Source organism: Pseudoalteromonas sp. TB64 (assembly GCF_000498095.1).
Classification (GTDB): domain Bacteria; phylum Pseudomonadota; class Gammaproteobacteria; order Enterobacterales; family Alteromonadaceae; genus Pseudoalteromonas.
Map to the genome: position 1 here is coordinate 53,593 of NZ_AUTQ01000081.1, position 26,024 is coordinate 79,616.

At 36.4% G+C, this 26,024-nt stretch carries 25 protein-coding genes; 11 read left to right on the top strand and 14 right to left on the bottom strand.

Features of this window, described 5'->3' with window-relative positions; all coding sequences use genetic code 11:
• Positions 1-19: 19 nt before the first annotated feature.
• Both L647_RS0104725 and L647_RS0104730 read left to right on the top strand, forming a co-directional pair.
• Positions 20-241, top strand: coding sequence for a hypothetical protein (locus L647_RS0104725; RefSeq protein WP_024610161.1), 222 nt, complete (start codon positions 20-22; stop codon positions 239-241).
• A 224-nt stretch (positions 242-465) separates the two neighbouring features.
• On the top strand, positions 466-816 hold the full coding sequence (locus L647_RS0104730) for a hypothetical protein (protein WP_024610162.1): 351 nt from the start codon (positions 466-468) through the stop codon (positions 814-816).
• 79 nt (positions 817-895) lie between these two features.
• On the opposite strand, the gene L647_RS0104735 is transcribed toward L647_RS0104730, so the two are convergent.
• From L647_RS0104735 to sixA, 3 genes are read right to left on the bottom strand one after another with little or no spacing between them, the layout of a single operon-like run.
• Complete coding sequence (locus tag L647_RS0104735) at positions 896-1,600, bottom strand: SDR family oxidoreductase (protein WP_024610163.1); 705 nt, start codon at positions 1,598-1,600, stop codon at positions 896-898.
• A gap of 7 nt (positions 1,601-1,607) precedes the next feature.
• A complete protein-coding gene (locus L647_RS0104740) occupies positions 1,608-1,964 on the bottom strand; it encodes a RidA family protein (RefSeq protein ID WP_024610164.1) in 357 nt (118 codons plus the stop codon).
• Between the two features lie 26 nt (positions 1,965-1,990).
• Entirely contained in the window at positions 1,991-2,461 is a 471-nt protein-coding gene (sixA, locus tag L647_RS0104745) for a phosphohistidine phosphatase SixA (RefSeq protein ID WP_024610165.1), read from the bottom strand.
• A 191-nt stretch (positions 2,462-2,652) separates the two neighbouring features.
• Between sixA and L647_RS0104750 the strand changes: the two genes are divergently transcribed.
• The 3 genes from L647_RS0104750 to L647_RS0104760 all read left to right on the top strand — a co-directional run bounded on the left by L647_RS0104750 (position 2,653) and on the right by L647_RS0104760 (position 8,542).
• Positions 2,653-5,376, top strand: coding sequence for an insulinase family protein (locus tag L647_RS0104750; RefSeq protein WP_024610166.1), 2,724 nt, complete (start codon positions 2,653-2,655; stop codon positions 5,374-5,376).
• Between the two features lie 53 nt (positions 5,377-5,429).
• Positions 5,430-7,661: an EAL domain-containing protein gene (locus L647_RS0104755; RefSeq protein ID WP_024610167.1), complete on the top strand. Its 2,232-nt coding sequence runs from the start codon at positions 5,430-5,432 to the stop codon at positions 7,659-7,661.
• Between the two features lie 404 nt (positions 7,662-8,065).
• A complete protein-coding gene (locus tag L647_RS0104760) occupies positions 8,066-8,542 on the top strand; it encodes a DUF4234 domain-containing protein (RefSeq protein ID WP_024610168.1) in 477 nt (158 codons plus the stop codon).
• Between the two features lie 65 nt (positions 8,543-8,607).
• Here L647_RS0104760 and L647_RS0104765 read toward each other — a convergent pair whose 3' ends face one another.
• The 7 genes from L647_RS0104765 to yeiP all read right to left on the bottom strand — a co-directional run bounded on the left by L647_RS0104765 (position 8,608) and on the right by yeiP (position 15,993).
• Positions 8,608-9,927, bottom strand: coding sequence for a DUF58 domain-containing protein (locus tag L647_RS0104765; RefSeq protein ID WP_024610169.1), 1,320 nt, complete (start codon positions 9,925-9,927; stop codon positions 8,608-8,610).
• Positions 9,924-10,907: a MoxR family ATPase gene (locus L647_RS0104770; protein ID WP_024610170.1), complete on the bottom strand. Its 984-nt coding sequence runs from the start codon at positions 10,905-10,907 to the stop codon at positions 9,924-9,926. Before L647_RS0104770 ends, L647_RS0104765 begins: the two co-directional genes overlap by 4 nt.
• Positions 10,904-12,055: a DUF4350 domain-containing protein gene (locus L647_RS0104775; protein WP_024610171.1), complete on the bottom strand. Its 1,152-nt coding sequence runs from the start codon at positions 12,053-12,055 to the stop codon at positions 10,904-10,906. Before L647_RS0104775 ends, L647_RS0104770 begins: the two co-directional genes overlap by 4 nt.
• Positions 12,052-13,512, bottom strand: coding sequence for a hypothetical protein (locus L647_RS0104780; RefSeq protein WP_024610172.1), 1,461 nt, complete (start codon positions 13,510-13,512; stop codon positions 12,052-12,054). The genes L647_RS0104775 and L647_RS0104780 overlap by 4 nt, the downstream gene beginning before the upstream one ends.
• A complete protein-coding gene (locus L647_RS0104785; protein WP_024610173.1) occupies positions 13,502-14,452 on the bottom strand; it encodes a stage II sporulation protein M in 951 nt (316 codons plus the stop codon). Before L647_RS0104785 ends, L647_RS0104780 begins: the two co-directional genes overlap by 11 nt.
• Before the next feature lie 9 nt (positions 14,453-14,461).
• Positions 14,462-15,190 (bottom strand): RDD family protein, encoded by a 729-nt coding sequence (locus L647_RS0104790; protein ID WP_024610174.1) that lies wholly within the window; start codon positions 15,188-15,190, stop codon positions 14,462-14,464.
• A gap of 230 nt (positions 15,191-15,420) precedes the next feature.
• Positions 15,421-15,993, bottom strand: coding sequence for an elongation factor P-like protein YeiP (gene yeiP / locus L647_RS0104795; RefSeq protein WP_008168547.1), 573 nt, complete (start codon positions 15,991-15,993; stop codon positions 15,421-15,423).
• A 195-nt stretch (positions 15,994-16,188) separates the two neighbouring features.
• Between yeiP and L647_RS0104800 the strand changes: the two genes are divergently transcribed.
• Positions 16,189-16,575, top strand: a complete 387-nt coding sequence (locus L647_RS0104800) for an MmcQ/YjbR family DNA-binding protein (RefSeq protein ID WP_024610175.1) — start codon at positions 16,189-16,191, stop codon at positions 16,573-16,575.
• 41 nt (positions 16,576-16,616) lie between these two features.
• On the opposite strand, the gene L647_RS0104805 is transcribed toward L647_RS0104800, so the two are convergent.
• Both L647_RS0104805 and fabB read right to left on the bottom strand, forming a co-directional pair.
• A complete protein-coding gene (locus tag L647_RS0104805; RefSeq protein WP_024610176.1) occupies positions 16,617-17,126 on the bottom strand; it encodes a GNAT family N-acetyltransferase in 510 nt (169 codons plus the stop codon).
• A gap of 132 nt (positions 17,127-17,258) precedes the next feature.
• On the bottom strand, positions 17,259-18,470 hold the full coding sequence (fabB, locus tag L647_RS0104810; protein WP_024610177.1) for a beta-ketoacyl-ACP synthase I: 1,212 nt from the start codon (positions 18,468-18,470) through the stop codon (positions 17,259-17,261).
• A 181-nt stretch (positions 18,471-18,651) separates the two neighbouring features.
• Here fabB and mnmC point away from each other — a divergent pair, with 181 nt between their 5' ends.
• Positions 18,652-20,664, top strand: coding sequence for an FAD-dependent 5-carboxymethylaminomethyl-2-thiouridine(34) oxidoreductase MnmC (gene mnmC / locus L647_RS0104815; RefSeq protein WP_024610178.1), 2,013 nt, complete (start codon positions 18,652-18,654; stop codon positions 20,662-20,664).
• Positions 20,665-20,731: 67 nt separating this feature from the next.
• On the opposite strand, the gene L647_RS0104820 is transcribed toward mnmC, so the two are convergent.
• Entirely contained in the window at positions 20,732-22,210 is a 1,479-nt protein-coding gene (locus tag L647_RS0104820; RefSeq protein WP_024610179.1) for an OmpA family protein, read from the bottom strand.
• 322 nt (positions 22,211-22,532) lie between these two features.
• Here L647_RS0104820 and L647_RS0104825 point away from each other — a divergent pair, with 322 nt between their 5' ends.
• Positions 22,533-22,856, top strand: coding sequence for a hypothetical protein (locus tag L647_RS0104825; RefSeq protein ID WP_024610180.1), 324 nt, complete (start codon positions 22,533-22,535; stop codon positions 22,854-22,856).
• A 184-nt stretch (positions 22,857-23,040) separates the two neighbouring features.
• Positions 23,041-23,676 (top strand): SDR family oxidoreductase, encoded by a 636-nt coding sequence (locus L647_RS0104830; RefSeq protein ID WP_024610181.1) that lies wholly within the window; start codon positions 23,041-23,043, stop codon positions 23,674-23,676.
• A 51-nt stretch (positions 23,677-23,727) separates the two neighbouring features.
• On the opposite strand, the gene L647_RS0104835 is transcribed toward L647_RS0104830, so the two are convergent.
• On the bottom strand, positions 23,728-24,486 hold the full coding sequence (locus tag L647_RS0104835; RefSeq protein ID WP_024610182.1) for a sulfite exporter TauE/SafE family protein: 759 nt from the start codon (positions 24,484-24,486) through the stop codon (positions 23,728-23,730).
• 192 nt (positions 24,487-24,678) lie between these two features.
• On the opposite strand from L647_RS0104835, the gene L647_RS0104840 reads away from it, so the two are divergent.
• Positions 24,679-25,713: a YHYH protein gene (locus tag L647_RS0104840; protein WP_024610183.1), complete on the top strand. Its 1,035-nt coding sequence runs from the start codon at positions 24,679-24,681 to the stop codon at positions 25,711-25,713.
• 2 nt (positions 25,714-25,715) lie between these two features.
• A complete protein-coding gene (locus L647_RS0104845; protein ID WP_024610184.1) occupies positions 25,716-26,012 on the top strand; it encodes a hypothetical protein in 297 nt (98 codons plus the stop codon).
• Positions 26,013-26,024: the final 12 nt, after the last annotated feature.

The following is a 26,024-nucleotide window of genomic DNA, read 5'->3' on the forward strand; positions in this document are numbered from 1 at the left end:
TTAAAAAATAGGAATTACTATGAATTTAACAAATACAATTAACTGTCCTCACTGTCAGCATTCTAAAATTATTATTAGTATTGAAGCCTTATGTGCTGGAGATAAGTTTTGCTGCCAATTATGTAATACTGTAATTAGCTTAGCGGCAGAAGATAGAATGCAAGTAAAATCTGCCAGTGAAAAGTTACAGTCTAGCTCCGCCATAGGAAACTGTAATAGCGATTATGCTAAGTTTAGTTAATAGTATCTTCATTATTATATGGTTTTTTAACCCTTCTCATTTATATACAATCCAATCTTAAAGTTGATCTCTGGAGTGAAATCGACTTTTAATATTTCTATTCAACATCTCTGCAATACACTACATAACTTATTGTAAAAAGAATCATATGACCATTTTAATACCTAAAATTATTTTGCTGCTATTATCAATAAGTAACTTAGTACAACAAAAAAGGTGAAAATATGAAAACGACGAATATAAAATTAATTAAAGTCATTGTATGCTCATTAAGCTTATTATCACTTAGTAGCTACGCGGAATGTATAGTCAGTGAACATGCCACTTTCCCTCAAGAACAAGGTAGTATTAATTATTGGCAACAGTTAATCCGAAATTCAGATGATGACGCACTTGCTATTTTTTGGGATCAGGGCAATTGCTCTATATCAAAAGGTCCTCACGATGGTGGGAAAGCCCCAGATAAAAGGAATGGTTCTACATTGCATATAACTATTGAAGATGGCTTTAGAACATGCCACGTTTTTAACCAAAAAAACAGTGAATTAAGAACACTGACAACTTGTAATCCATAGCTGAGACTAAGAGTATTTATCCTAAAAGCTTAACAGTCCTATGCAGTGCCTCTTACTTACTCAGCAAAAGAGAAGACATTTACAAACCACCAGCTACATCAATAAAACTACCCGTCGTAAAAGCAGCATCACTGGAAGCTAAAAAGTAAATTGCAGCAGCAACTTCTTCAGGCTTACCCCCTCTGCCAAGCGGTAGTTTGCTTTTAAGCCGATCTACACGATTTTTATCGCCACCATCGCTATGCATATCAGTGTAAATAAGCCCTGGTCTGACTGAATTAACACGAATACCTTTACTTGCCACTTCTTTTGCTAAACCAACAGTCAACGTATCCATAGCCCCCTTTGAAGCAGCATAGTCTATGTATTCATNATTAACAATATTGCCGCCATTTCCCATGCGCTTTACCGCCTCACGGCTACATAAAAAAGCACTGGTAATGTTTGTTGTCAAAACTTCGTTTATACGCTCAGCATTCATATCTAACAAAGGCATTTGTGGTTTTAATATACCGGCGTTATTTACTAATACATCAAGTTGACCAAACTCTTTATCTATATGGAAAAACAAAGCTAAAACATCCGCCTCTTTCGATACATCTGCTTTTATAACTTGAGCTCTAACACCAAGGCTTTTTACTTTACTTGCAACTAACTGCGCACTTGTTAAATCAGACTTATAATTAATGCAAACATCATAACCCTGCTTTGCAAAATAGAGTGCCGTAGCCGCACCAATACCTCGGCTAGAGCCAGTAATAAGTACAACGGGAGGACGAGTCATTAAAGCTCTATTGTGCTTTTAAAGCTGCGACTACTGAAATTTCAACAAGTAAAGCATCTCGAGCCATTTTTGCTTCTACGCAAGCACGAGCAGGAGCATACCCTTCGGGTACCCACGCATCCCATACTGCGTTCATATCAGCAAAATAATCCATACTTTTAACGTAAATAGTAGCACTTAGCATATGCTCTTTTGAACTGCCAGCTTCATTAAGTAGTACTTCTACCTTGTCGAGCATAGTTTGGGTTTGATCTTTAATATCTTTTTGCGCGTCAGCACATACTTGTCCGCATAGATAAACTGTACCATTGTGTTTTACAATGCGGCTCATACGCGCACCCGTTTGAAGGCGTTCAATCGTCATACTTATACTCTATTTATTATTTAAGTTTATACATTTTCGGGAGCATTTATGCTCATATATTGACTACGCTGAGTTTTCTCATCGTAATTAATTACTGCGATTGCACCAGTGTTAAAAATAGGCATATTTCCCGGACTTAACTGATCAACCAAATAACTAACAATAGGCATATGCGCTACTACAAGCCAAGAATCACATTCTGGGTGTGAAGCTATTAAAGTCTCTAGATAGTCGGCAGCAATGTGTGGTTTGCCTTCGGGTACTATATCGTTGGTGGTTTCACTAAATTTGAAGATATTATTTTTTGCTACACCCTGTGCAGTTTGTTGTGCACGAATGTAAGGACTAACTAACAAAGCATCGGGTAAATGATTTTTGCTAAGCCATATGCCCATTTTTTCAGCTTCTACATGCCCTACTTGAGTTAAATTTCTAGCTGCATCGTCAGCCTGCATAGGTGTTGCTTCGCCGTGGCGCATTATTAGGATTGTTTTCATAAAAAATCAACCGATTAAAGAATATAAAACAGTAGCCAGTCTGCCCATTTGTCCGCTATATTAACAACATAAACCTATTTATTTCTAAATAGTTCTTTCATGATATTCAGGTAAATCTTTTAGCACTATTTCTCTATCCTGAAGCTATCATTTGTTGTTAACAAGTAAACGTTTAGTTTCAGGAGCATCATTTGAATATCAGTCGTAACGATAACAGAGCATACCGCGCCCTCACACTGGACAATGGTCTAAAAGTACTATTAGTGCAAGATAAAGATTCAACAAAAGCAGCTGCATCTATGGCTGTTAATGCTGGTCATTTTGACGACCCTATTGATAGACAAGGCTTAGCTCATTTTTTAGAGCATATGCTTTTTTTAGGCACTGACCAATTTCCAGACTCTGGTAGCTTTAATAATTTTGTATCTCAAGCCGGCGGTAATACAAATGCGTGGACTGGTACAGAGCATACCTGCTACTTTTTTGATATAAATAATCAAGAGTTTGAAGAAGCGCTAACGCAATTTAGCCGTTTTTTTATAGCACCACTTTTAAATCCAGCCGAAACAGAAAAAGAACGCAATGCGATTGAAGCTGAATTTAAGCTCAAAATTAAAGACGACGGTCGCCGCATCTACCAAGCTCACAAAGAAACCGTTAATCCAGCTCACCCTTTTGCTAAATTTTCGGTGGGTAACTTACAAACTCTCGCAGATAGAGAGCGCTGCATAAGTGATGAGTTACGTGATTTTTTTAATACTTTTTATCAAGCCCAATGGATGACCCTGGTTATTTGTGCAAACGAAGAGCTTGATACATTACAAAGCTGGACTAACACATACTTTAACGAGATTAACGGCAGTAAAAACCTTAAAAAACCAGAAATTAGTGAGCCACTATATCGCAAACAAGATATTGGAAAAATACTCCATATTGAGCCACATAAACATATGCAAAAGCTTATCGTTAGCTTTGCAATGCCAAATATTGATGATTTTTATCGCCATAAAACAGTAAGTTTTATTGCTCATTTATTAGGTTATGAAGGTGCTGGTTCACTTTATTCTATTTTAAAAGAGCAAGGTTGGATAAACGCGCTTTCTGCCGGTGGCGGTATTAATGGCAGTAACTTTAAAGACTTTAATATAAGTATGGCGCTTACCGACGAAGGTATTGAGTACTTTGAAGATATTATTGAAATGGTATTTGAGTATATTTGTTTAATTAACGATAACACCGAGCAATTACCACGCCTGTATCAAGATAAAAAAAATCTATTACAAATTGCTTTCGACAATCAAGAAAAGTCACGCCTTATTGATTGGGTTAGTAATTTAAGTGTAAACATGCAGCATTACGATGAAATTAACTACGTGCAAGGCGACTATTTAATGGAAGGCTTTAAAAAAGCGACCCACGAAATGGCGATGCAATGGTTAACACCAAACAATATGCGCATTGTGTTAATACACCCAGATGTAGAACCCGAGCATAAAACGGCATGGTACAACACGCCCTATAAAGTAGAAAAAGTGTCGCCTCACTGGCTTGATGCACTAAGTGATATAAATAAACCGCTTAATGAAATGCTACTGCCTACAGCAAACCCTTATTTAACAAAAAAAGTGGTGTTATTCGATGTTGAAAAACCACAAACAAAACCTGAGCTATTAGTAAATGAACCTGGTTTTGAGTTTTGGTTTAAACAAGACAACACATTTAGAGTAGCAAAAGGTCATTTTTACTTAGCAATGGACTCAGACTTTGCAGTAAAAGATGTAAAGCACATGGCATTAACACGTTTATTTACAGATTTATTTATGGATAGTGTTGGTGAGCAATTTTATCCTGCAGAGCTTGCTGGCTTAAGCTATCACTTAACCTCACACCAAGGTGGATTAACGCTGCATACTGCTGGGCTATCTTCTAGCCAGCTTGAGTTAGTAGATCAACTCATCGATGCGCTTTTCAATGTCGAAATTTGTGCCAAACGTTTTGCAGAATATAAAAAGCAACTAGTAAGGCATTGGCGTAACAGTAATCAAAATAAACCCGTTAGTGAGCTCTTTAGTATTTTAAGTGCCAAAATTATGCCTTGGAACCCGCAACCAAGGGAACTTGCATCTGCATTAAAAAATACAAGCTTTCAGCAATTTAACGAATTTAGACGCGACTTTTTTAAAGCTCTCCATGTTGAGTCGTTTTTACATGGTAATTGGCAACAAAATGACGCGCTTGAGTTTCAGAAAAAAGTAGCGGGTCATTTAAAAAATGCGACAACAATTGATGATTTAAGACGCCCCCTCTTTGAAATAAATAAAGTAACACGTTATGAGTTAGAGCTTCCTTGTAGTGACCATGCAATGGTTATTTATTACCAAGCAAAAACAGGAGACGTAACCGAAAAAGTAAAAATGATGGCGCTTAATCATTTAATGAACCAAGACTACTTTAACGAACTGCGAACAACTCAGCAGCTAGGCTATTTAGTGGGTGCCGGATATGCACCTTTTAATACTCGAGCGGGTATTGCCTTTTACGTACAATCACCTAAGTTTGATGCTAAAACATTAATACATAGGCATAACAGATTTATTAATCAATATTTAAATAATATAGATAAGCTTGATGAAGAAAATTGGCAACAACAAAAACACGGGTTAACTACACATATAGCCGAAAAAGATAAAAATTTACGTCTGCGCTCTCAACGTCTATGGCTTGCTATAGGTAATAGAGATCATGAATTTAATATGCAACAAAGATTACTTAATGCATTAAATGAGTTAACGCTCCAAGATCTAAAAAAATATGCACTCAACCTTTTTGATGAGAACCGGTCAAGATATGAACTACTAAGTTCAGCTAAAGTTAATAAGCAACAAAATACGCAGATTTATTCGCATTCCCTTTGACTCTTGATCAGCCTTGTTTTAAATTATCATTTGTAAATTTGAAGTAATAAAAAATGATAAAAATAATAATAAAAATAAGTTTGTCACTTATATTACTTGCTTGCTCATTTAAGCTTTATGCTTTTGAGTTATCATTTAATTACGACTCCGATACAATACTAATACTAGCAAGTGCAGTAATTGCACTTGCTTTGCCCTACCTGCTATTTGTGATCCATAAACTGAGGCGATCTCGTCGTCAGTTAAGCTTGTCTGAAAAACGCTTAAAAAGCACCGTTGAAGGCAGCGGCGATACCCTTTGGGATTGGAATATAAAAACAGGTGAAGTCATTCGTATTAATGATAAATACATGATGAATTCGACTACTCTAATTGGTTTTCCACCTAATAAAAGCCTTATTCACCCTCATGATTTAATGAATGTTGAGCACTTACTTAAAAAGCATTTTGCCGAGAAAACCGTTTTTTTTGAAGCAACTTATCGAATTAAAGACACATTTGGGCGTTGGCATTGGGTACTCGACCGCGGAAAAATAATTGAAAAAGATGCCAACTTATCACCACTTCGAATGACTGGCACTGTACGCGATATATCACAATTAAAGTCGACAGAAGAGCGCCTAAATTTATTTGCTAAATGTGTCGAATCCCTTACTGATGCCTTAGCCATTTATGATAAAAACTTTAAATTAATAGATATAAACCCAAGCTTTTTAACATTGTTTGGCGGCGTGCGTGAGCAATACCTTAATAAAGATTTTAACCTTCCTGGTTACGATCAGAGTTACGTAAATAATATTATAGAAATAGTTAAACAAACCGACCATATTCAACAAGAAGTTAAACTGCGTAATAGCGAACGAGTGTTGTTACCTATTGAAATATCTATTGATGAAATTAAAAACGATCAAAACCAAATTACTAACTACGTTATTGTTTACTCAGATTTAACCGAGCGTAAAAAAGCAGAGTCACAATTACACAATCTATCTAACCGCGATCGTACAACTAGCTTACCTAATCGTAATTTATTTTTTACTGATTTACATAAACTCGTTAAGCTTAACTCCCACCATGCGTTGTTAGTGTTCGACCTAGATAATTTTAAAAAAATAAACGATTCTTTAGGGCACCAGCTAGGCGATAGCTTACTTGCCAAGCTCGCTATGCGCTTAAATAAGCTAACCCGAGAGAACGATGTATTTTATCGTTTAGGGGGCGATGAGTTTGCTTTGGTGATGTCTGACACTAACGACATACACGTGATAACACGTATGGCAAAACAATTTTTAGCGGCTATTGCTACACCGTTTAAAATGGCTGGTCACGAACTCGCAATTACCTCAAGTGTCGGTATTGTACTGTTTCCCGAAGACGGTAACACCCCAGAGTTACTTTTAAAAAACGCTGACACTGCTATGTATCATGCTAAAAAGAAAGGTAATAGCTACTTATTCTTTAACGATACAATGAATCGCCAAGCGGTTAAGCGCCTACAAATAGAAAACTTAATGCGCTTTGGTTTAAAACGAGATCATTTTGAAGTTTATTATCAACCTAAAATGAATATTCGAACCGGTAAATTAACGGGTATGGAGGCATTAGTACGCTTTATTACCCCTAAAAAAGACATTATAAGTCCAGGTATATTTATTCCCATAGCAGAGGAAACCGGACAAATAATCGAAATAGGTGAAGTGGTATTAAATAAAGCATGTAGAGACGTTAAAGAGTGGCTTNTAGCCGTTAATTTATCCGCAAAACAATTTAGCCTACCGGATTTAACTTCTCGTATTGACGTTATTTTACAAAAAAACGAATTACCTTCGTACTTTCTAGAACTTGAAATAACCGAAGGCACTGTAATGGATGACCCTAAAGAAGCCATTGCAATTATGCGCTCGTTAAGTGCCCGAGGAATTCATCTTGCTATGGACGATTTTGGTACTGGCTATTCCTCTTTGGCGTATCTAAAACAATTTCCACTGAACACGCTAAAAGTGGATAAAGCGTTTATTGATGATATGAAAAATGAACGCGGTCGTAATATGGTTGACTCAATTGTCACGATTGCACATAACCTTGATTTACATGTAGTAGCTGAAGGCGTTGAGCAAGCAAGCCAAATTGAAATACTTAAAAAGCTTAACTGCGAAACCGTGCAAGGCTATTACTATTCCAAGCCGTTATCTAAAAAAGAATTTACCGAGTTTTTAAAACAGCAACAAAGTAAAGCAGCGCCAAGCTTAATTAGAATTACTAACAATGCAGCATCAATAAATTAAAAATGCCAAATACATTCTTTTAATACTCAGCGACGCTTTAATAATACCGATGCGTTAAATTAGTTCTCTATTATTGCAATGAGAAGATAACTCCTAAACGAGACGAAATTGTGAAATATCGTTGTCACCACTAATTGTTCCCTAAATTGATCTACTTCCTGCCCCCATACTAACGAATTAAATAACTAACTAACTTCGTTATAAATTATTTAACTCGCTAATATAATCATGTTTTTTATAATATTAATATAATTATAACAAAGCATTATGCTTATTTTCAGGCAATTAATAAAATAGTAATGGTGGCTTAGTATACAAAAAAACAAACTATTGTTATTATGTACCTAGCCTATGGTCACAGAGCTATTTAGGTAAGGAATTTAAAGATAATATAGGAAATAGTAATGTCTGAAGGTACAGAAAATATATATGAAGCACCCGAGTCAAATCTTTCACAAGATAATGATTCAAAAAACAAACCTATACTAGAATTTGAACGTTTTTCTGCTTGGGGAGTGTTTTTCTTAACCCTTATTACACTTGGAATTTATGGTGTATATTGGTTATATTCACGAATTAACAAAGCAAATACACTAGCAAAAAACAAAGTAAATAAAAACCTTTTATATGGTTACTTAGCTATGTACGTGATTAACTTCGCGCTTTCATTTGCAACCATTCCACCTATGCTATCAATAGTTATTTCGTTAACATCGATGGTTTTAGGTCTTGTTGTTATATTTAGTCTTCGCTCATCATTTATTGAGCTAATAAACGAAGGAAGTAAAGAGCCGGTTAAATTAGGTGGTATATTAACCGTCTTCTTTAACATCATTTATTTTCAATATAAAATTAATGAAGCTATAGATAATCAAAAGTAAACTTTACTTTTTACCTTGAATATCAAAAAGGCATTAATTTTAATGCCTTTTTTGTTTTTTAACGTTTATAAGACACCAGAGTGCTTAACATTTAAATACGTATTAATAACGTTAGGCAAAAGCTGTTCAGGTTTACTATCAATTGCAATAACGCCTTCTTTACGTATCTTTGCCATACTTTTTTTGTGTGAATTTAACATACCTAACGCTGCACAATGCTTTGTCGCATCTCGGCTTTCTAAAATCGGTTCTTCAATAACCTCATTTAATGCACGGTTATCAATATTAATCAACGCGACTAAATGATGCCTTTGTAATAGTTTTATCGCAGGTAATATTTCATCAAAACCTTGCTCATCAAGTGTTGTAACTAGCAGTACAAGTGAGCGTTTACTGCGTTTAGTTATTAACTTATTAGCAGCAACTATGTAATCGCTGCTACTTTGGTCAGGATATAGGTCATAAAAATGATTCATGATCCTAGACACATTTTGAGATCCCTTCACATCTGGCAACCACCGAACCTCTTGGTTAAAGCTTTGCATGCTAAACCAATCACCCTGCTTCAAAACTCTATGGGCAAGCAGAAGTAATGCATTAAGTGCATGGTCAAAATGGTTTCCTTGCACAGCTTCAATATTCATTTTCTTAGAGGCGTCCAACATCACCACTACATGTTGATTTTGCTCTTCTTGATACTCTCGTGAAATTAATTTGCGCTTTTTACTTGTAGCCTGCCAATCTATTTGACGAACACTATCACCTTGACGGTACTCTCTGAGCTGATGAAATTCGATGCCTGAACCGCGTTTTTTTGTGAGCTTAAGACCATTAATTGATTTCTTACTTATCCCGTTTAAATATTGATGTGGTCCCATAGCACTAAAGTCAGGATAAACCTTAAGTGAAATAGCTTGCTCTATTAACCAACTCGTTTGCCAAAACCCGAAAGGTGAATCAACTCTAAGCTCTACGCTATTTAAAGCCGCATTTCCTCGATGATGGGCTCTTAGCCTAAAAGACAAACGTGCTTTTTCATTACTTGCCAACTCGACTCTTTTTACAGGGTTTTCTAACTCAATAAAATTACTTAAGTGTAAACTCACATCCGTTTTTAACGTTTGTTTTGTATTGTTGAAAAGAAACAGTTCAGCCATTTGCCAGCGTGATAGAGCCATATTTTGACTTGTCTGAACTGTTAGTTCAATATCACGAGAAAAAACGGTTAAAACAAGATCAAGTAATATTGATGCTGCAACTCCAGCGAGTACCACAGTAATAAGCATATCGCTCAGTGTGAGTAATGCACCCACTAATACGAATACAACTAAACAAAAAATTAGTTTAACGCATCTTTTTGCTGGGCGAAGCTTAGTGCGGATCATGAACGCGGCGCTTCAATACTAGCTAAAATAGAGTCTATAATCTGCTCATGCAAAACGTCTTCCAGTTCTAGATCAGCCGACAAAATTAAACGATGACGTAGAATATTAGGAGCAACGAGCTTAATATCGTCTGGGATAACAAAATCTCGATCATTAATTAAAGCGGTAACTTTCGCTGCTTTAATTATATTAATTGAAGCTCGAAGACCGGCGCCATGAATAACCCCTTGCCAAGTACGCGTACTGCGAACAATATCAACAACATAATTTATTATTTTTTCATCCACCAAAATTGAGGCACATAACTGTTTTATTTCTATAATTTCATCCCCAGATAAAACAGCGGGTAAATTATCCACACTCGATTCATTTGAAATAATTTGAGTATTCAATTTAAGTAATGCTATCTCGGCTTCATAAGAAGGAAAGTCTAATTCAACCTTCATCATGAAACGGTCTAACTCAGCTTCAGGTAGTGGGTAAGTACCTTCTTGATCTAACGGATTTTGTGTTGCTAAAACCATAAAAGGTGATGATATCTTTAAAGACTCACCATCTAACGTTATCTGTTGTTCTTGCATAACTTCAAGTAACGCAGATTGAGTTTTTGCTGGTGCTCTGTTTATTTCGTCCGCCAATAGAATATTAGTAAACGCAGGCCCTTTCTTAATTGTAAACTCGCCTGATTTCATATCATATAAGCTATTACCAAGTACGTCTGAAGGCATTAAGTCTGGTGTAAATTGTACTCGAGAAAAAGAAACGTTGAGGCTTTTAGCCAACGCTCTTACAAGCAAGGTTTTACCCAACCCCGGCACCCCCTCTAGTAACACATGCCCTCCAGCAAACAACACTGTTAATACATCTTCGACAATTTCATCTTGCCCAACTAAAACACGAGAAATATTTGCTTTTACCTGCTTTATTGCTGATGACGCTTCAGTTAAGCCTATTAGTCCTGAGGCTGATTCACTTGTCATAGGGCATTCCTTAATTGTTTAAATCGCTTAATATATTCAGTTCGTTGTTGTTCTGATTCTGGAAGTTGGCTAGACAACAATTGAGTGACGTTTTGTTGATTAAAGCTAGTTAGCTGTGCAATTGTATTTACTTGCTGTTCATTTGTGAGCTTTTTAAAATTAGGTACTCTGAGCTCTACTTGACTGTAAAAATCGCGGTGTAAAGCATCAATAAGTATTTTTTCATGTCCATGCCCAATTAAAAAATTAGCCACTGCTTGAATATGGTTGTTAAAGCTCGCTTTAATTAAAGTATCAGGTGAATAAGCTTGACCAATACGGCTACTTACATACCAAACCCAAAGAACGATTAGCACAAACAACGTCATGACCAACTGCCAACTCCAGCCCCAAAGCTTTGCAAACCAGTTTGAATAACTTAAATAGGGAATATAAGTTATGTTACTCGCATCACCTGCAAGCCAAAGTAACAAACTACCATGGTCTAAATATCTAAGATTATTATTTGTAAATGGTGCTAATGAGGGTAATACAGTAACTCGGCCATCACCTAAATTCATATCGCAAATAACAACCTGCTCTGCGTCATTTTTAACTTCTCTTGCGGGGCAATTCTCTATACTGTACTTCTCACTTATTTTAAGCGTAAGAATATTGTCTGAATTAAGCGCTAAATCAGTATTTTTATTAGGTTGAGTATTTGTTGAAAACGAAAGTGTAGCTTCATTCTCTTTCACATTAATAGTAATACCTAATGCTTGAAATAAAGTACTGTTATCAATACCCAGTACATTGCGTTGGGAGGATAAAACATAGACTAATTCCCCTCCCCCCCTAATCCAAGTTAATAACTGCTGATTAAGTTCATAGGATTCGCTCAACGCAGCTTCGTCTATAATCAGTTTTGTACCTTCATTAATTGTTAACGCCCCTGCATCGGCTTCAGCGGCAAACTGCTTATATTTAAACCAACTTATTTCATGTCGATCTAATAATCGCTGCGCCATTGTAAAACTATCTTTAGCAACACTAGGGTGAAAACCAACTTCAACTTCTTGCTCTTGCCAGTTCAGCGAAAACAGCGTTTTCGCCACCAAGGCAATTAAAATAACAACAACACCTATAACAACTATAACTGGGCGTTTCATGATGTAGGCTCCTGAGCATCCTTGCTTTGTAACGAATTAATTGCATCAACTAATTCATCAAAATCAAATTCAGCATCTTGGTGTGCCCAAGCCACCCGTACCCAACACTTAAACAAGCGTTCAAAAACAACTTGCTGTGATACTGGTATTTGTTTATTAATGGCTTTTAGGCACTCTTTTTCAGTCATGGAATGATGGAGAACTATATTGTGCTTTTCTTGTAACCAAATAAGAGAAAATTGCAGCAAGTAAGCAAGCGTCAGCCTTATATTTCCTTCTTCATAAGCTTGTTTAGCTGCCAACATAAGATCGCTGGGTGTGTCAGCCTGTTTTATATCTGTAAATAAGGTAGGTATTACATGCTTGACGCCTTTATTAATTTTTTCTGTTGATTCTCTATTTTTAAAAAAACCTTTATGTTTATAAGCATAATAAACAAGTAACAGAGCTAATCCACCGACTAAAAACCAGGCAAAATAACCCAGTCCTAATCCTATCCAACTAAAAAAAACTAAAAACGGTGATGTAGAGTTATCCTCGTCGTTCTCTTTAAGTTCTTCAAAATCGGGGAACCAAGTAGTCTTCTTCTCAATTACATCTTTTTCTGCGTATAAAGAAGTTACTTCATCTTTAATAGTTTCTTTATCAATCGCTTGAGCATACGTTTTAGGTGTAGCTGTTATAAATAAAGCACTAATTAACAGGCACAATACAGGTAATATATTTGTAAGCCGTGAGCGCATATTTTTAAACTTCAGCTCTAAATCCCAGCCCTCTAACTCTATGCGCCGGTGTAGATACGCTAAAAAGCCTCCCGTTACAAACAAAGGAGCAATTAACGAAATACTTATAATATAGATAAAATTAAAAGAGATACTTACCCATGTAGGATCACTTTGAAATTGATACAACTGGTCCTCTAATGAAAAGGAATCAGGTGTTAAAGCAATTACTAGCCCAGTAATACCAGTCATTAAAATTAGTTCTAAATGAACACAAAATAACATCCATAGGGTTTGCTTAGGTTTATTTGACGAAAAAAGTAGCATCTTACGCGCTTTTTTACGCTCACCACTTAAGTTTTCAAGCTGCTCAACTGGTGCCAATAAAGCCCTATTTGGGCTTAAGCGCAAAAAGGTAAGGTGTGTTAAAGCATTTACTAGCGATAACTTAAAAATGGCTTTAATGCTAGAGCGAATACTTGCACGTTGGTTAAATATAACCTTCGAGAGATAATCTAATAAAGGTCGCTCGAAAAGAGGTTTGAGCCACCACACTATAAATACAGACCAAGACCAGCCAAGCAATAGACCAAATATGAAAAAAAATGGGAAAACTAAAGTAAAATAAATGCTAAATAATGCGACAAAATTCTTTTTTGTTAGCAAAATAGCTAAATCAAATACTTCATAAGATGAACGACTACGGGGATTAAAGTCCAGGCGATTAAGTTCCATAGCGCATTCCTTTATACAGTCGATAAATCACGTATGACCAACAAATTGCGCCCGTAGCAAACTTAAACTCATAAGCGATGTCTCGTGGAGACCAAAATGCTTCAATAAACGCTGCTAACACTAGCATTAAAAAAGCACCAACAATTAAAGGCAAGGCTTTTTGCGCAGCATTCTTAATCGCATAACTGCGTGTATATTGTCCTGGATTTAATAAACCGTAACCTATCTGGCACCCCGCTGCCGACGCAACTATAATTGCAGTAAGCTCAAACGAGCCATGAGTAACCACAAATGAGAAAAAAGGTCCTGAAAAACCAATATTTATAATATGGGCTGCAATAGTCCCAAAATAAAAACTGTTAAATAACAAGGCAAATACTGCACCGACGCAAAACAATACCCCCCCAGCAAACATCTGAAAAGCGATGCCTATATTGTTATAAATATAAACACCAAACATCATCACATCTTGACCACCGCTTCGCTCTTGTGATTGTACAGTACCACTGGGATCATACATTTTTTCAATTTCAAGTACGGTACTTTGCCCCAAAAATGTATATACGGCATCAGGGTCTAACCAAACCCAAATAAAAGCGATTAATGCAAAAGAAAAAAAGGCAACTAAGTTAATAGCTAGCATCAAGCGGTTTTCATATAATGCTCTAGGAAAGCTATTGCGTACTAAATAAAGTATTTCTCTAAATTGATTTTTAGGGGTTTGATAGAGTCTTTTTTGCCCTTGATGTACTAAACGATTTAGCCGCTCAACCAACATCGGACTGTAGTGACGAGTACGAGCAATAGCGAGATCATTGCATATCTTTCGATATAATTTAGGAAAATGTAAGGGAAGGTTGATTTTATCGTCAAGCTTACACAAAGCCTCAAACTCATTCCACTGCTTATCACTATTATTAACAAACTGGTTTTGCTTCATTTATAATCCTTATACAGAAGCTTTATCATGTGATTCAGCGCTATTATTTGTTACATGCCCTGAAAAGTAACGTGCATAATTAAGTAGCTTTATTTCACTTTGATTATTATCACAATTCATTACTTGCGATAAAATAGCAGCAAGTTCGATGCGACGCTCACTTGATAATGTATTACTGCGCTCAGCATATGTTAAAATAGCCAATTGCTCTTGTGTCGTAAAAACTAAAGTCGGTACTTCGCTAATTCCACTGGGCAATATAGGGCGTTCTAAAAACGCTTCATCATAAACAATTATGGTTCCTGCAGCCCAGTCTCCTATTCGCTTAAAGCGCTCATTGAAAGCCATCACTAACAAGCCAAAAAAATACCCGAAAGGGAGCATATCAGCAGGTCGCAATAAATTGCGTACAACAATTTGAGAAAAGCTGGCTGGTAAACCATTATCTTGAACAACGCGAATATTGAGCCGTTTTTTGCCTGGAGTTTGACCTGAACGCGCCTCGAAATAGATATTGTAGCCCCATGAAACCACAAAAAAAGTGATAAGTGCCAGCCCTTCACCAACCGCGCCTAAGAGCCCAAAAAAGAGTGATAATAAAGTAATTATGATAGCGCGAATTGCGAAGTCAATCATATAAGCATAGCTACGCGCTACTAACCCTACAGGAGTTAGCGCTATTTCAACTCCTTCTGGTAAATGAATATAACTTTTATTTTCTAATGCTTGATCTTCCATTGAACCTGCTAAGAATTATCGTTAAACCGAATTAGCACACATCTCTATAAGATAAATATGCATCTGGCTTCATATTGTTTATTATTCAATCTAAATAATTGTACCTATTAGCTTACTTTAAAGTAAATTACATCGATAGGTTTAATCATTAAAATAGTCAATTTGCCTGACCATTAATAAAATGGCCAACTCAAAGTTGACCATTTTCAAATAATTAATTGAGTTTAAATTTATTTTTCAGCTCGACCCATAAATTTATGCTCAACCGTATTAATACGAATACGATCGCCTGTTGAAATATGCTCAGGTACCGAAATATTCAAACCAGTCGACATACGTGCTGGTTTTGAGCGAGCACTTGCAGACGCGCCTTTAATAGATGGGTCTGTTTCTTCAACAACAAGCTCAACACTTGACGGTAAGTCAAGACCAACTGGTGCGCCGTCAATTACAATAACGTGAACACCTTGCGTTTCTTCATTAACGAATTGAATTTCTTCGCTAATGGCTTCTTTATTTAGATTGTATGGTGTGTAATCTTCATTATCCATGAACACATATTCATCACCATCAACATAAGAAAGCATTACTTCACGTCGCGTTAAATCAGCAAGCGTTAACATGTCACTGTCTTTAAAGGTTTCGTCTACTTTACCACCTGTTACTACATCGTATAAACGCATGCGGTACAAGCTACCACCAGCACGACCTTGCGGTACTGATCGTACGATATCCTTTACAACTAACACGCGACCATTAAAATCAATGGCAGTACCCTTTTTAACATCACTCGCCTTTGGCATGTGGAAATTCCTATTATTTTTTTGATTGCCAGAAACATACCACGAACTGGACTTTGTTCAACAAAAAAGTTACTTCAAACCTCGTTATACATTGTATTAACTTGTAAAATTATAATTTAGACTAAAATACATATAATCAAATGTGTAAAAAACTGCTATTGTAGCTTAACCGAGTATGACTTCAAGGAATGGATCATGGACCAAATAAATGTACATGAGTATTTAATTAAAAAACCACTTGTTCAGGTTACTAAACCGTTTGCTCAAGAGGTTGATGTTTATAAAGTGAATCATAAAATGTTTGCTACCCTTGCTATTGGCAATGATGGCGAAACAAATGATGATGGAGAGACTATTTGGTGGCTTAATTTAAAGTGCGATCCCGATGAAGCACTTTCATTACGCGATACTTTTCCTGCGGTGATTCCAGGCTACCATATGAATAAACGTTTATGGAACACAGTCATTTTAGATGGCTCAATTCCTCAAGGCGAAATTGAACGTATGATTGATAATTCGTTCAATTTAGTAGTAGAAAACATGCCAGAAAAAGACCGTAAAACAATAGAACAGCACTTGTAAACGCCTATTACTATTTGGGCTAGTACGCTAGCCCAATTAAATTACACCTTGAGTGTATAAATAAGGTCGTCATATAATTCATTATTAATTGTATGCACCTGAAATAGCGTGTCGGTAAGTGTTAATCCGCACTTGCTAAGTACATTTTCGGAGCCCTTATTACCGCGAGTAACTACCCCTTTAAACTGTGTAATACCGCATTGCTTCCACGCCCACTCTATAACCGCTCTTAATGACTCAGTCGCATAACCTTTACCAAAATATGAGGGTAAAAATAAATACCCTAACTCAGCTGTAATTCCATCATACGTAAAACCGCTAACACCAATTACTTGCTCGGTTTCATTATTTATAACAGCTAAACATAACGGGTGCTGTTCACTCGGATACCATGCTGGTAAACGCTGCTCAAACCGCTGCCTAACAAATACTTCCTTTGGCTCATCAAAACAATGTAAAAGTACTTTAGGCTCTCGATGGAGCTGTAAAAAAATAGCCCAATCGACTTCATTGATTTGACGCATACTTAATCGTTCTGTAAATAACTGCATATACCCTTTACCTTCCAGAAAACTTAAATAACCTGAAACACCATAACAACGAGGCTTTACAAATTCCAAGCAAAAAAATACCGCTTACTTAGCAAGTGAGCGGTATTTTAGTAATTAGTTTATAAAAACTTATTACGCTTTGTATTTACTCATAACTAAAGTGGCGTTTGTGCCACCAAAGCCAAAGCTATTTGACATAACTGTATTTATTTCAACATCACGACGTTCAGTCACAATATCAAGACCAGCAGCTTGTTCATCTAACTCATCAATATTAATTGAAGGTGCTACAAAGCTGTGCTCTAGCATCAATAATGAGAAAATAGCTTCGTGAACACCAGCAGCACCAAGTGCATGCCCTGTCATTGCTTTAGTTGCACTGATCATTGGTGACTTACCACCAAATACTTCTTGAATCGCGCCTAACTCTTTAACATCGCCTACAGGTGTTGATGTGCCATGCGTATTTAAGTAATCAATGCTGTCTACATCTTTCATAGCTTGGCGCATACAACGTGCTGCACCTTCGCCTGATGGAGCAACCATATCGTAGCCATCAGATGTTGCACCGTAACCAACAATTTCGCCGTAGATGTGAGCGCCACGAGCAAGTGCATGCTCAAGCTCTTCAACCACAACAATACCGCCACCGCCAGAAATTACAAAACCGTCGCGATTTGCATCATACGTACGAGATGCTTTTTCTGGTGTTTCGTTATACTTAGTAGAAAGTGCGCCCATAGCGTCAAATTCCATTGCAAGTGTCCAGTGTAGTTCTTCACCGCCACCAGCAAATACAACGTCTTGTTTACCAAGTTGAATTTGCTCTACCGCGTTACCAATACAATGCGCCGATGTAGCACATGCAGAGCTAATTGAGTAGTTAACGCCTTTAATTTTAAATGGTGTTGCTAAACATGCAGACGTGGTGCTTGCCATAGTACGCGGTACCATATAAGGACCTACGCGTTTAACGCCTTTTTCACGTAAAATATCTGCAGCTTCTACTTGCCATTTAGACGAACCACCGCCAGAACCAACAATAATACCAGTGCGCTCATTTGATACTTGGTCGTCAGACAAACCTGAGTCTTCAATTGCTTGCGTCATTGAAATATAAGAATAGGCAGCAGCATCACCCATAAAGCGCATTGCTTTACGGTCAACATGCGCTTTAACATCAATATCAATTTTTCCTGATACGTTACTGCGTAACTTATAATCAGCAAATTCTTGGTTAAAAGCGATACCACTTTTGCCAGTTTTTAACGATTCTAATACTTCTTCTTTGTTGTTACCAATGCTTGATACAACACCAATACCTGTAATTACAGCTCTTCTCATGGGTAATTCCCTTAGCTTAATACTAAATTGTGTTCTATTTTACGCGAATTTAATCACCTAAGTGGTCCGCTTTCTAGCGTACACTTGTACTCTGAACTGCTAGCTTATAAATAACGCCGGACTATTTCAAAGAAAACGCGTAAAATAATTAAAAAATATTATTTGTAAAATTTAATTAATCATGATCAAAAACGCTCAAACACACACTAATCACTTTAGTAAACCTGTTACTAATGATCTTGATTCTGCTTCTTTTTATGATAGTGACGCCTTAGTCAAATCTCATAATGTATTGTATGAGCAAAACAATATAGACACACGATTACAAAATCATGACCAACCATATTTTGTCGTTGCCGAAACCTGTTTTAATAACGGTTTAAATTTTTTAAATGTATGGCAACGCTTTACTGACCACCTTGCACGGCAACAAGTTCAAAATCAATTAGATAAAGGTGTTAAGCGACTACATTTCATCTCTTTTGACACCTGTGCGCTAACTGTAGCTGACTTATCAAAAATATTAAAAATGCATCCAGCAATCAATAGTTTAAGTAAGCAACTAATTGAGCAATACCCTATTAACTTAGAAGGCTGCCATCGCCTAGAATTTAATAATGGCCTTGTTGTACTCGATTTATACTTTGGAGAAATAACCAATTTAATCAAAGTAATGAGTTATCCAAAAATAGGTATTGTTGATGCTTGGTTTTTAAATAATTCATCTACAAACACCATACCAAAGCACTATCAGCAGAGCTTATTTAACGCCATTACCGATATAACAAAAACGGGCGCAACAATAGCCACATACGAAACAACTGAATGCCTTAACAATGAACTAGTTAAAGCCGGTTTTACAATACAAAAAGTAAAAGATTTTGCTTCTACAAAAAATGAAATATTAGTAGGTACGCTTAATAAAGCCAATAATATACAATCGGCTCCAGATTACTTTAGCCACGGCAACAGTTCACTTAAAAGTGTAGCGGTTATTGGCGGCGGCATTGCTAGTAGTTGTATTTTATATAGCTTGGCAAAGCGTGGGATCGAAAGCCAATTATTTTGTCAAGACTCAAAACCAGCAATGGGCGCATCGCATAACGTACAAGGTGCTATATATCCACATTTACAAGCTAAAAACTCGCCACACAGCGAATTATTTGCTCACAGTTTTTTATATGCTAAAAGGCTCTATAACCACTTACTCAATACTGGTTTTAGCTTTGATTACGATTGGTGCGGCGTATTGCAGCATGCAGTTAAGCAACCCCTAGCCGATAAACATCAAAATTTAGCACAAAAGCAATTATGGCCAAAATCGCTTATGCGAAACGTAACCGCGCAACAAGGTGACGAAATTGCAGGTATAAATACGGGTTACTCTGGTGTTTATTTTGAACAAGGTGGCTGGGTAAACCCACCGCAATTAGTAAATGCGATGCTAAATGCGGCAAACAACTTAACGCCATTTAAAAGCTCGTTTAATTGTAATATTGAACAGCTAGAAAAAACCGATGACGGCTGGTTTTTATCAACTAATGGTGAACGGCTAGGTCCTTTTAGTGATGTAATTATTTGTGCAGGCGAGCACAGTGACGCATTTGAGCAAACAAAATCACTACCCATTGTAGGCGTACGAGGTCAAGTGTCGCATGTTCAAGCAAGTGAGCAATCTCGCAAACTAAAAACAGTGCTTTGCCATAAAGGTTATTTTACCCCAGCTTATTTAGACCATCACTGTATGGGTGCCACATTTGAAAAAAACAGTAAAAGCCGACAAGTTACCGAACAAGACAACATCACCAACAAAGAACAACTTCTGAGCTTTTATGATCAAAGCGAGTTTGCCACCAGCTTAGGTAACATAACGTCGGCAAAGGCCGCTGTACGCTGCAGCTTTATTGACCACTTGCCAATGGCTGGAGAATGGGCGCAACAGAGTGATTATATAACTGCTTTTGCTAATTTACGTTTAGGTAAACGTTATCAGTATCAACCGCTAAATAAACCACAGCAAGGGCTACATATTTTTACCGGTTTTGGAGCACGCGCATTATGTAGTGCGCCACTTAGCAGTGAGCACTTAATAAGCAGTTTAAATAACGAGCCTCGCCCATTAAGCGAACGGGTAAGCCAAGCTATACACCCTGCACGCTTTATAGTGCGAAATTTAATGCGAAATAAAATTTAAATGACATTTATGCAGGTTAAATTAATCACCTATAACTTTAACCTGCATGTAAATTGAATAAATAAAATTATTTAGAATTAGATAATCGTTCAACTAATTCAACACGGCGATTTAGTTCACGCCCTAAATCATTTTTGTTAGTTGCCACTGGTGAGTAAGGACCCGCGCCTTGAGCTAATAACCTTGCTTTAGCTACCCCATAATCAGTAATTAATGCGTTAACAACTGCATCAGCACGACGCTTTGAAAGGTTTAAATTATAATCAGGTGAGCCCTTATCGTCAGTATGACCAACAACATATAAACTCAATTTTTTATTTTTTTTCATTACTTCAGCTATAATATTTAACGCCTGTTCAGATTCAGCTTTAATAGTGGCTTTATCATAATCAAATAAAACACCGTAAATAGACGCCTTACCTTTTTGCTCTAACTGCTCAAGTACTTTATCACTGTTCATTTTTATTAAGCCTGTCACTAAGGGCTCTGTACGAGCAACAACAAGCTGAATACGAGATTCTCCTTGGTAATTACCTATAAAAAAAGCAACGTAAGTAGTTTGCTCATTTACAGTGTTTTTCATAACTTGATATCTAGGTGATCGAAAGTAATTACTAACAGATTTAATTGCCAGCTTATCGCCTAATGCTTGAATCTCTGCTCTTTTTTTACCGCATTCATCTTTTTGACAAGAAAATACGGTTTCAAAACCTTCTTTGGTTAAAGCGCTCACATAGTTATGATAAATTTTTAGCGTCGATACTTTATTCGTAATATAAGTAATTCGCGTTAAATCTCCTGTAACATCAAGCATAGGAAAAGCATTCGTTTTTTTATCAGACTTGCCAATTGGGATACTAAACTCCTCATAATCAACATTTTGATAATCCTCAATATAACTCCCCAGATAACGACTTAATAAGGGATGATCTACTGAGCCCCTTAAATCTTTTTTTGTAGCTTTTACTATTTTATTGTCTTGGGTTTTAAATGCCTTAATGTCTGCTTTAACCAACCCCGTTTCAATTTCTTTTATATCTACCGTTGTTAACAACACTTTCGTCGTATTTTGATATTGACCCACAAACAATGAAACTGCAGCATTAGGTTCATCACTTTTTGTAGCATAAATATAGTATGGCTTTCTGTAATTATTATGAACTTCAAAGTAGCTAGATTTTTCAGCTAATAGTTTATATTCACGCTTGGCGTAACAATCGTTTAAAGAGCATGTATACAAAACTTTAAATCCAGCATCACTTAAAGCGCTTTTGTAGTTTTCCATTACCTTTAAAGAAGCAACATTTTTTACTTGATAAGAAAAATGACTTACATCACCAATAAATGTTTTATATTCAAACTGCTGAGATTTTTTTAGTGCAGGGTTAAAGGCTGATACAAGTTGTGTTTCTTCGCCCGCTAAAGTGACTTTCCTTTCTAGCTTTGCATCGGGGTAAGCCGATAATAATGGTTTTGCTTGCAGATTAAACATGCAGCACAGGTAGGTAGTACAAAGTAAAAGTACTTTGATAGTATTATTTTTCATGGAAATTCCTTTTAAAGTATTAGTTCACGTTAGCACTATGCCTAATCAGCAAACTTAATTCAACGCTCCTTGTTTTTATATTGCATAACTTCATTAGTCTTTAAATATACAGGAAAATAGGGATGCTAATGTTTTGTAATGCACCACCTAACAGTAAGCAGTTTAAATAATAAATCCCCTCTTTAGCGAACGCGTAAGCCAAGCTATACACCCTGCACGCTTTATAGTACGAGATTTAATGCGAAATAAAATTTAAATGACATAAATGCTTATTCCAGTAAAATAGGCATCAATAAAGGAAATTATTATAAAAAGGACTCTCATGAAAATTTTAATTGTTTTAATCACATTACTATCCACTATATCGTTCAATGCGCTAAGCCAAAACGTAACCGAAATTCCGCTTCCTGAAGAATTTGTTATAACAATGGATGTTACTGATGAGTACCCAATGATCCGCACTGGTTACTTAACTGATTCAATTGACACTATTACTGGCTTTTATAAAGAAAAGTTAGGAGAGCCTTTAAAAAACACGGGTAACAGCACTCATCACACTCTTTTTTATAACTACAAAGAGCATAAAATAAAAATTAGTTTGTACCACCACAATTATGTGACTGAAGTTAGTATTATAATTGAATAAAAAGTTCTAAAAAACAGTAAATAAAAAATTATTTTAATACCCTGTTAAGTATCTATTTTTATATAAGGTGTTTTTTAAATTAATCTATCTAAACAGATTTTTTACCCTTTAAAAATAAATTAGCACCCCAAAGTCTTGTTATACGAAACATTAATATTCAATCTCTTTTAAGAAGGAATTAATTATGAACAAGACTCTAATTATTGGTTCAAGCGGTCAAATTGGTAAAATGACAACAGAACTATTGCTTAAAAACGAGCAGAATGTAGTTGCTCTTGTACGTGATAAAAGTAAGTTAAGTGACTTAGAAAGCCCCTTTTTAAATATTGTAGAGCAAGACCTTGAAGGTGATTTTAGTAATGCGCTAAGTGGCTGTGACCAAGTTATTTTTGCAGCGGGTTCTGGTGGAAACACGGGTGATGATAAAACTGTTTTAATTGATTTATGGGCTGCCACAAAAGCAGCTAATTATGCAAAAGAGCACAACATTCAACATTTTATTATGGTGAGCTCTATTGGTGCAGACGATCCAGATTCAATTACCGGCGATTTAAAGCCTTACTTAGTTGCCAAGCATATGGCTGATCAGCATTTAATTAATAGTGGATTAAATTATACAATTGTTCGCCCAGGGACACTTACTAACGACAAAGCTTCATTAGAAGTAACAACAGAGCGCCCTAAAGATCGAGATAAAGCTAAAATAAGCCGTGAAAACGTAGCAAATGGATTGCTGCACATAGCAACCAACAGCCCAAGCAGCAGCCGTATATTTGAACTATTTGATGGCGACAAGCCAGTTAAAGCTGCCGTTAAATAAGCTGATGGAAGCTAAATAAAACTGCTAGTTAATGCAAAGGAATGCTTTGCATTAACCTAGTACTACACCAATACCCTGCCAAGCTAACTGTAATGCGAGTAGTGTCAAAATAAATTTAAAAACACGCTTAAATTTATCTGCTGGCATACTGTGTAATAACTTAATTCCTAACCACGTCCCCACTGCACCACTCAAAACCATTGCACTAATTAAAGGTAACCATTGCCAAAAACTAAAACCAACCGCCCCATATATAATCGCTTTAAGTAGATGTTGAACAGACATAATACTAGAAAATGTTGCTGTATATTTTAACTTGCTATAGTCACTAACATACAAACAACTGCCAACTAACGGACCACTCGCCCCTGCAAACATACAAATAAAAGTAGTCACTAACCCTGCCCCAAAACGCCAGATAATTGAGTCGGTTTTAATTACAGGTTTTTTACCCCAGAGTAAATAAATAACAAAAATACCAACAATCAACTTCATTACATCAAGCTTTATATCGGTCATTACAAGGCTTGATAATAAAGCACCTGCTATACCTCCAAATGTAAAATAAACAAACATACTTTTATCTATATGCTTAAAGCTCAATAATAAACGGTTTGTATTTGAACCTAACTGCACCAAACCGTGCACAGGCACAACAACCGACATAGGCATTACTGATGCCATAACGACCAACAACATCAAACCACCACCAGCCCCAAACGCAGCCGATATAAAAGAAGTAACGCCAGAGAGAATAATAAGGAGCAAGGCAAATAGTGGCGAAATTAAATCACTAGTAAATAAATCCATGTTTAAACCTTAATTTAATAGAACCACAATAATGAAGATTAATAATAACTCGGTCTACCGCTATTTTTTTAAGCTTATTGTTATTATTGGTAACGACCGCTTTTGCACTGCGTAATGTTTCTTAATTCTTGCACTTTGTTTGCACATTTAACAAATATTATACATTCAACTTAATTTATTTGGATTTACCCCATGCTTAAACCAATACCACACTTATTAAAAGCATTAACAGTATGCTTTATTACAATAGGTTTAGTTGCCTGTAATAGCGACAGCGAAGAGGTAATAATAGAAGAAGACAGCATTGTTGTTGATGACAGTTCAAGCGATTCAGACACAACAACCGAAACCATTGTAGAGGTAGATCCATTTAACTTTGAAAGTGGCGCACTCGTTTCATCAATCACAACCGAAACATGTACATTAAGTAATGGCGATGAAGCATCTTGTTATCGAATTGATATTGCTGGAGCACCTTCAAATTATGAAATTAGTTCGTTTTGCCCTAAAAATATTACCTCAACCGCTGATGAAGCTGGCATTTGGTTTGACGGAAGCGGTGAAGTTTATGATATTACTGGTGACTTTATTTTAAGCCTACCTACGCTATATAACGACAGTAATTGGAAGTTATATGACGAAAGTACTGGTTTGGTTAATATAACCGACACAGAGGAATCATGTGAAGGCGCCGCCAGACCAGACGTAGAAGAGCAATACCAAAACCACTGTGTTGAATGCTCAATAGACTATGTTAATGGTGGTATATCTGCATCATTTTTAATTCCTATAACGCCGATTGCCGCAGCGCAAACAATTAATGTGGGTCGAGTTAATATTGGTTTAGCACTTAATGGTGTTGAACTAGCAGCACCAGCACCCGTTGACGCTATTTTAAGTGCTTATACCATTGCAGCATTTGACGATTGCGCGGGTCATATAAACTTAAATGAAGGTTATCACTATCACGGCGAAGCCGGATGCAGTCAAACTCAAATTCAATCAGATGGTCATTCTGCAATGATGGGCTACGCGCTTGATGGATATGGCATATTTGGAATGCTAGATGATACAAATACAGAGCCTACAGATTTAGACTCGTGCCGTGGACATACAGATGAAACACGTGGTTATCACTATCATGCAGCGAGCGTATCAGAAAACATGTTTATTGGCTGCTTTAGAGGTGAAATTGCACTTACCGAAGATGAAACAGGACCACGATAACAATGAAAAAAATTAACTTTATAAAGTCACTTCTTGCTGGGATATTTATTAGCACTTCATTTTTTGCATTGAGCCATGCAGGACACGGCAGTAATGCCCCATGGGAAGCATGTGCAGACAAAAAACTTAACGACGATTGTACATATTCAATACATCATCAAAAAGCAACTGGCACTTGCCAAGCCATGAATGAAGTACTTATGTGTGTACGTAATCAACCTCTTGAAAATATAATAGAAAAAGCGACACAAAAGCCAGGTGAAAATAAAAGTGAATCAATTTTGCTTATCAAACAATAAGTAAAATAGTAT

Excerpts from the sequence above, each read along its gene's own strand:
- L647_RS0104725 (WP_024610161.1), top strand. The coding sequence starts at position 20 with ATGAATTTAACAAATACAATTAACTGTCCTCACTGTCAGCATTCTAAA.
- L647_RS0104730 (WP_024610162.1), top strand. The coding sequence starts at position 466 with ATGAAAACGACGAATATAAAATTAATTAAAGTCATTGTATGCTCATTA.
- L647_RS0104740 (WP_024610164.1), bottom strand. The coding sequence starts at position 1,964 with ATGACGATTGAACGCCTTCAAACGGGTGCGCGTATGAGCCGCATTGTA.
- sixA (WP_024610165.1), bottom strand. The coding sequence starts at position 2,461 with ATGAAAACAATCCTAATAATGCGCCACGGCGAAGCAACACCTATGCAG.
- L647_RS0104760 (WP_024610168.1), top strand. The coding sequence starts at position 8,066 with ATGTCTGAAGGTACAGAAAATATATATGAAGCACCCGAGTCAAATCTT.
- L647_RS0104765 (WP_024610169.1), bottom strand. The coding sequence starts at position 9,927 with ATGATCCGCACTAAGCTTCGCCCAGCAAAAAGATGCGTTAAACTAATT.
- L647_RS0104770 (WP_024610170.1), bottom strand. The coding sequence starts at position 10,907 with ATGACAAGTGAATCAGCCTCAGGACTAATAGGCTTAACTGAAGCGTCA.
- L647_RS0104775 (WP_024610171.1), bottom strand. The coding sequence starts at position 12,055 with ATGAAACGCCCAGTTATAGTTGTTATAGGTGTTGTTGTTATTTTAATT.
- L647_RS0104780 (WP_024610172.1), bottom strand. The coding sequence starts at position 13,512 with ATGGAACTTAATCGCCTGGACTTTAATCCCCGTAGTCGTTCATCTTAT.
- L647_RS0104785 (WP_024610173.1), bottom strand. The coding sequence starts at position 14,452 with ATGAAGCAAAACCAGTTTGTTAATAATAGTGATAAGCAGTGGAATGAG.
- L647_RS0104790 (WP_024610174.1), bottom strand. The coding sequence starts at position 15,190 with ATGGAAGATCAAGCATTAGAAAATAAAAGTTATATTCATTTACCAGAA.
- yeiP (WP_008168547.1), bottom strand. The coding sequence starts at position 15,993 with ATGCCAAAGGCGAGTGATGTTAAAAAGGGTACTGCCATTGATTTTAAT.
- L647_RS0104800 (WP_024610175.1), top strand. The coding sequence starts at position 16,189 with ATGGACCAAATAAATGTACATGAGTATTTAATTAAAAAACCACTTGTT.
- L647_RS0104805 (WP_024610176.1), bottom strand. The coding sequence starts at position 17,126 with ATGCAGTTATTTACAGAACGATTAAGTATGCGTCAAATCAATGAAGTC.
- fabB (WP_024610177.1), bottom strand. The coding sequence starts at position 18,470 with ATGAGAAGAGCTGTAATTACAGGTATTGGTGTTGTATCAAGCATTGGT.
- mnmC (WP_024610178.1), top strand. The coding sequence starts at position 18,652 with ATGATCAAAAACGCTCAAACACACACTAATCACTTTAGTAAACCTGTT.
- L647_RS0104820 (WP_024610179.1), bottom strand. The coding sequence starts at position 22,210 with ATGAAAAATAATACTATCAAAGTACTTTTACTTTGTACTACCTACCTG.
- L647_RS0104825 (WP_024610180.1), top strand. The coding sequence starts at position 22,533 with ATGAAAATTTTAATTGTTTTAATCACATTACTATCCACTATATCGTTC.
- L647_RS0104830 (WP_024610181.1), top strand. The coding sequence starts at position 23,041 with ATGAACAAGACTCTAATTATTGGTTCAAGCGGTCAAATTGGTAAAATG.
- L647_RS0104835 (WP_024610182.1), bottom strand. The coding sequence starts at position 24,486 with ATGGATTTATTTACTAGTGATTTAATTTCGCCACTATTTGCCTTGCTC.
- L647_RS0104840 (WP_024610183.1), top strand. The coding sequence starts at position 24,679 with ATGCTTAAACCAATACCACACTTATTAAAAGCATTAACAGTATGCTTT.
- L647_RS0104845 (WP_024610184.1), top strand. The coding sequence starts at position 25,716 with ATGAAAAAAATTAACTTTATAAAGTCACTTCTTGCTGGGATATTTATT.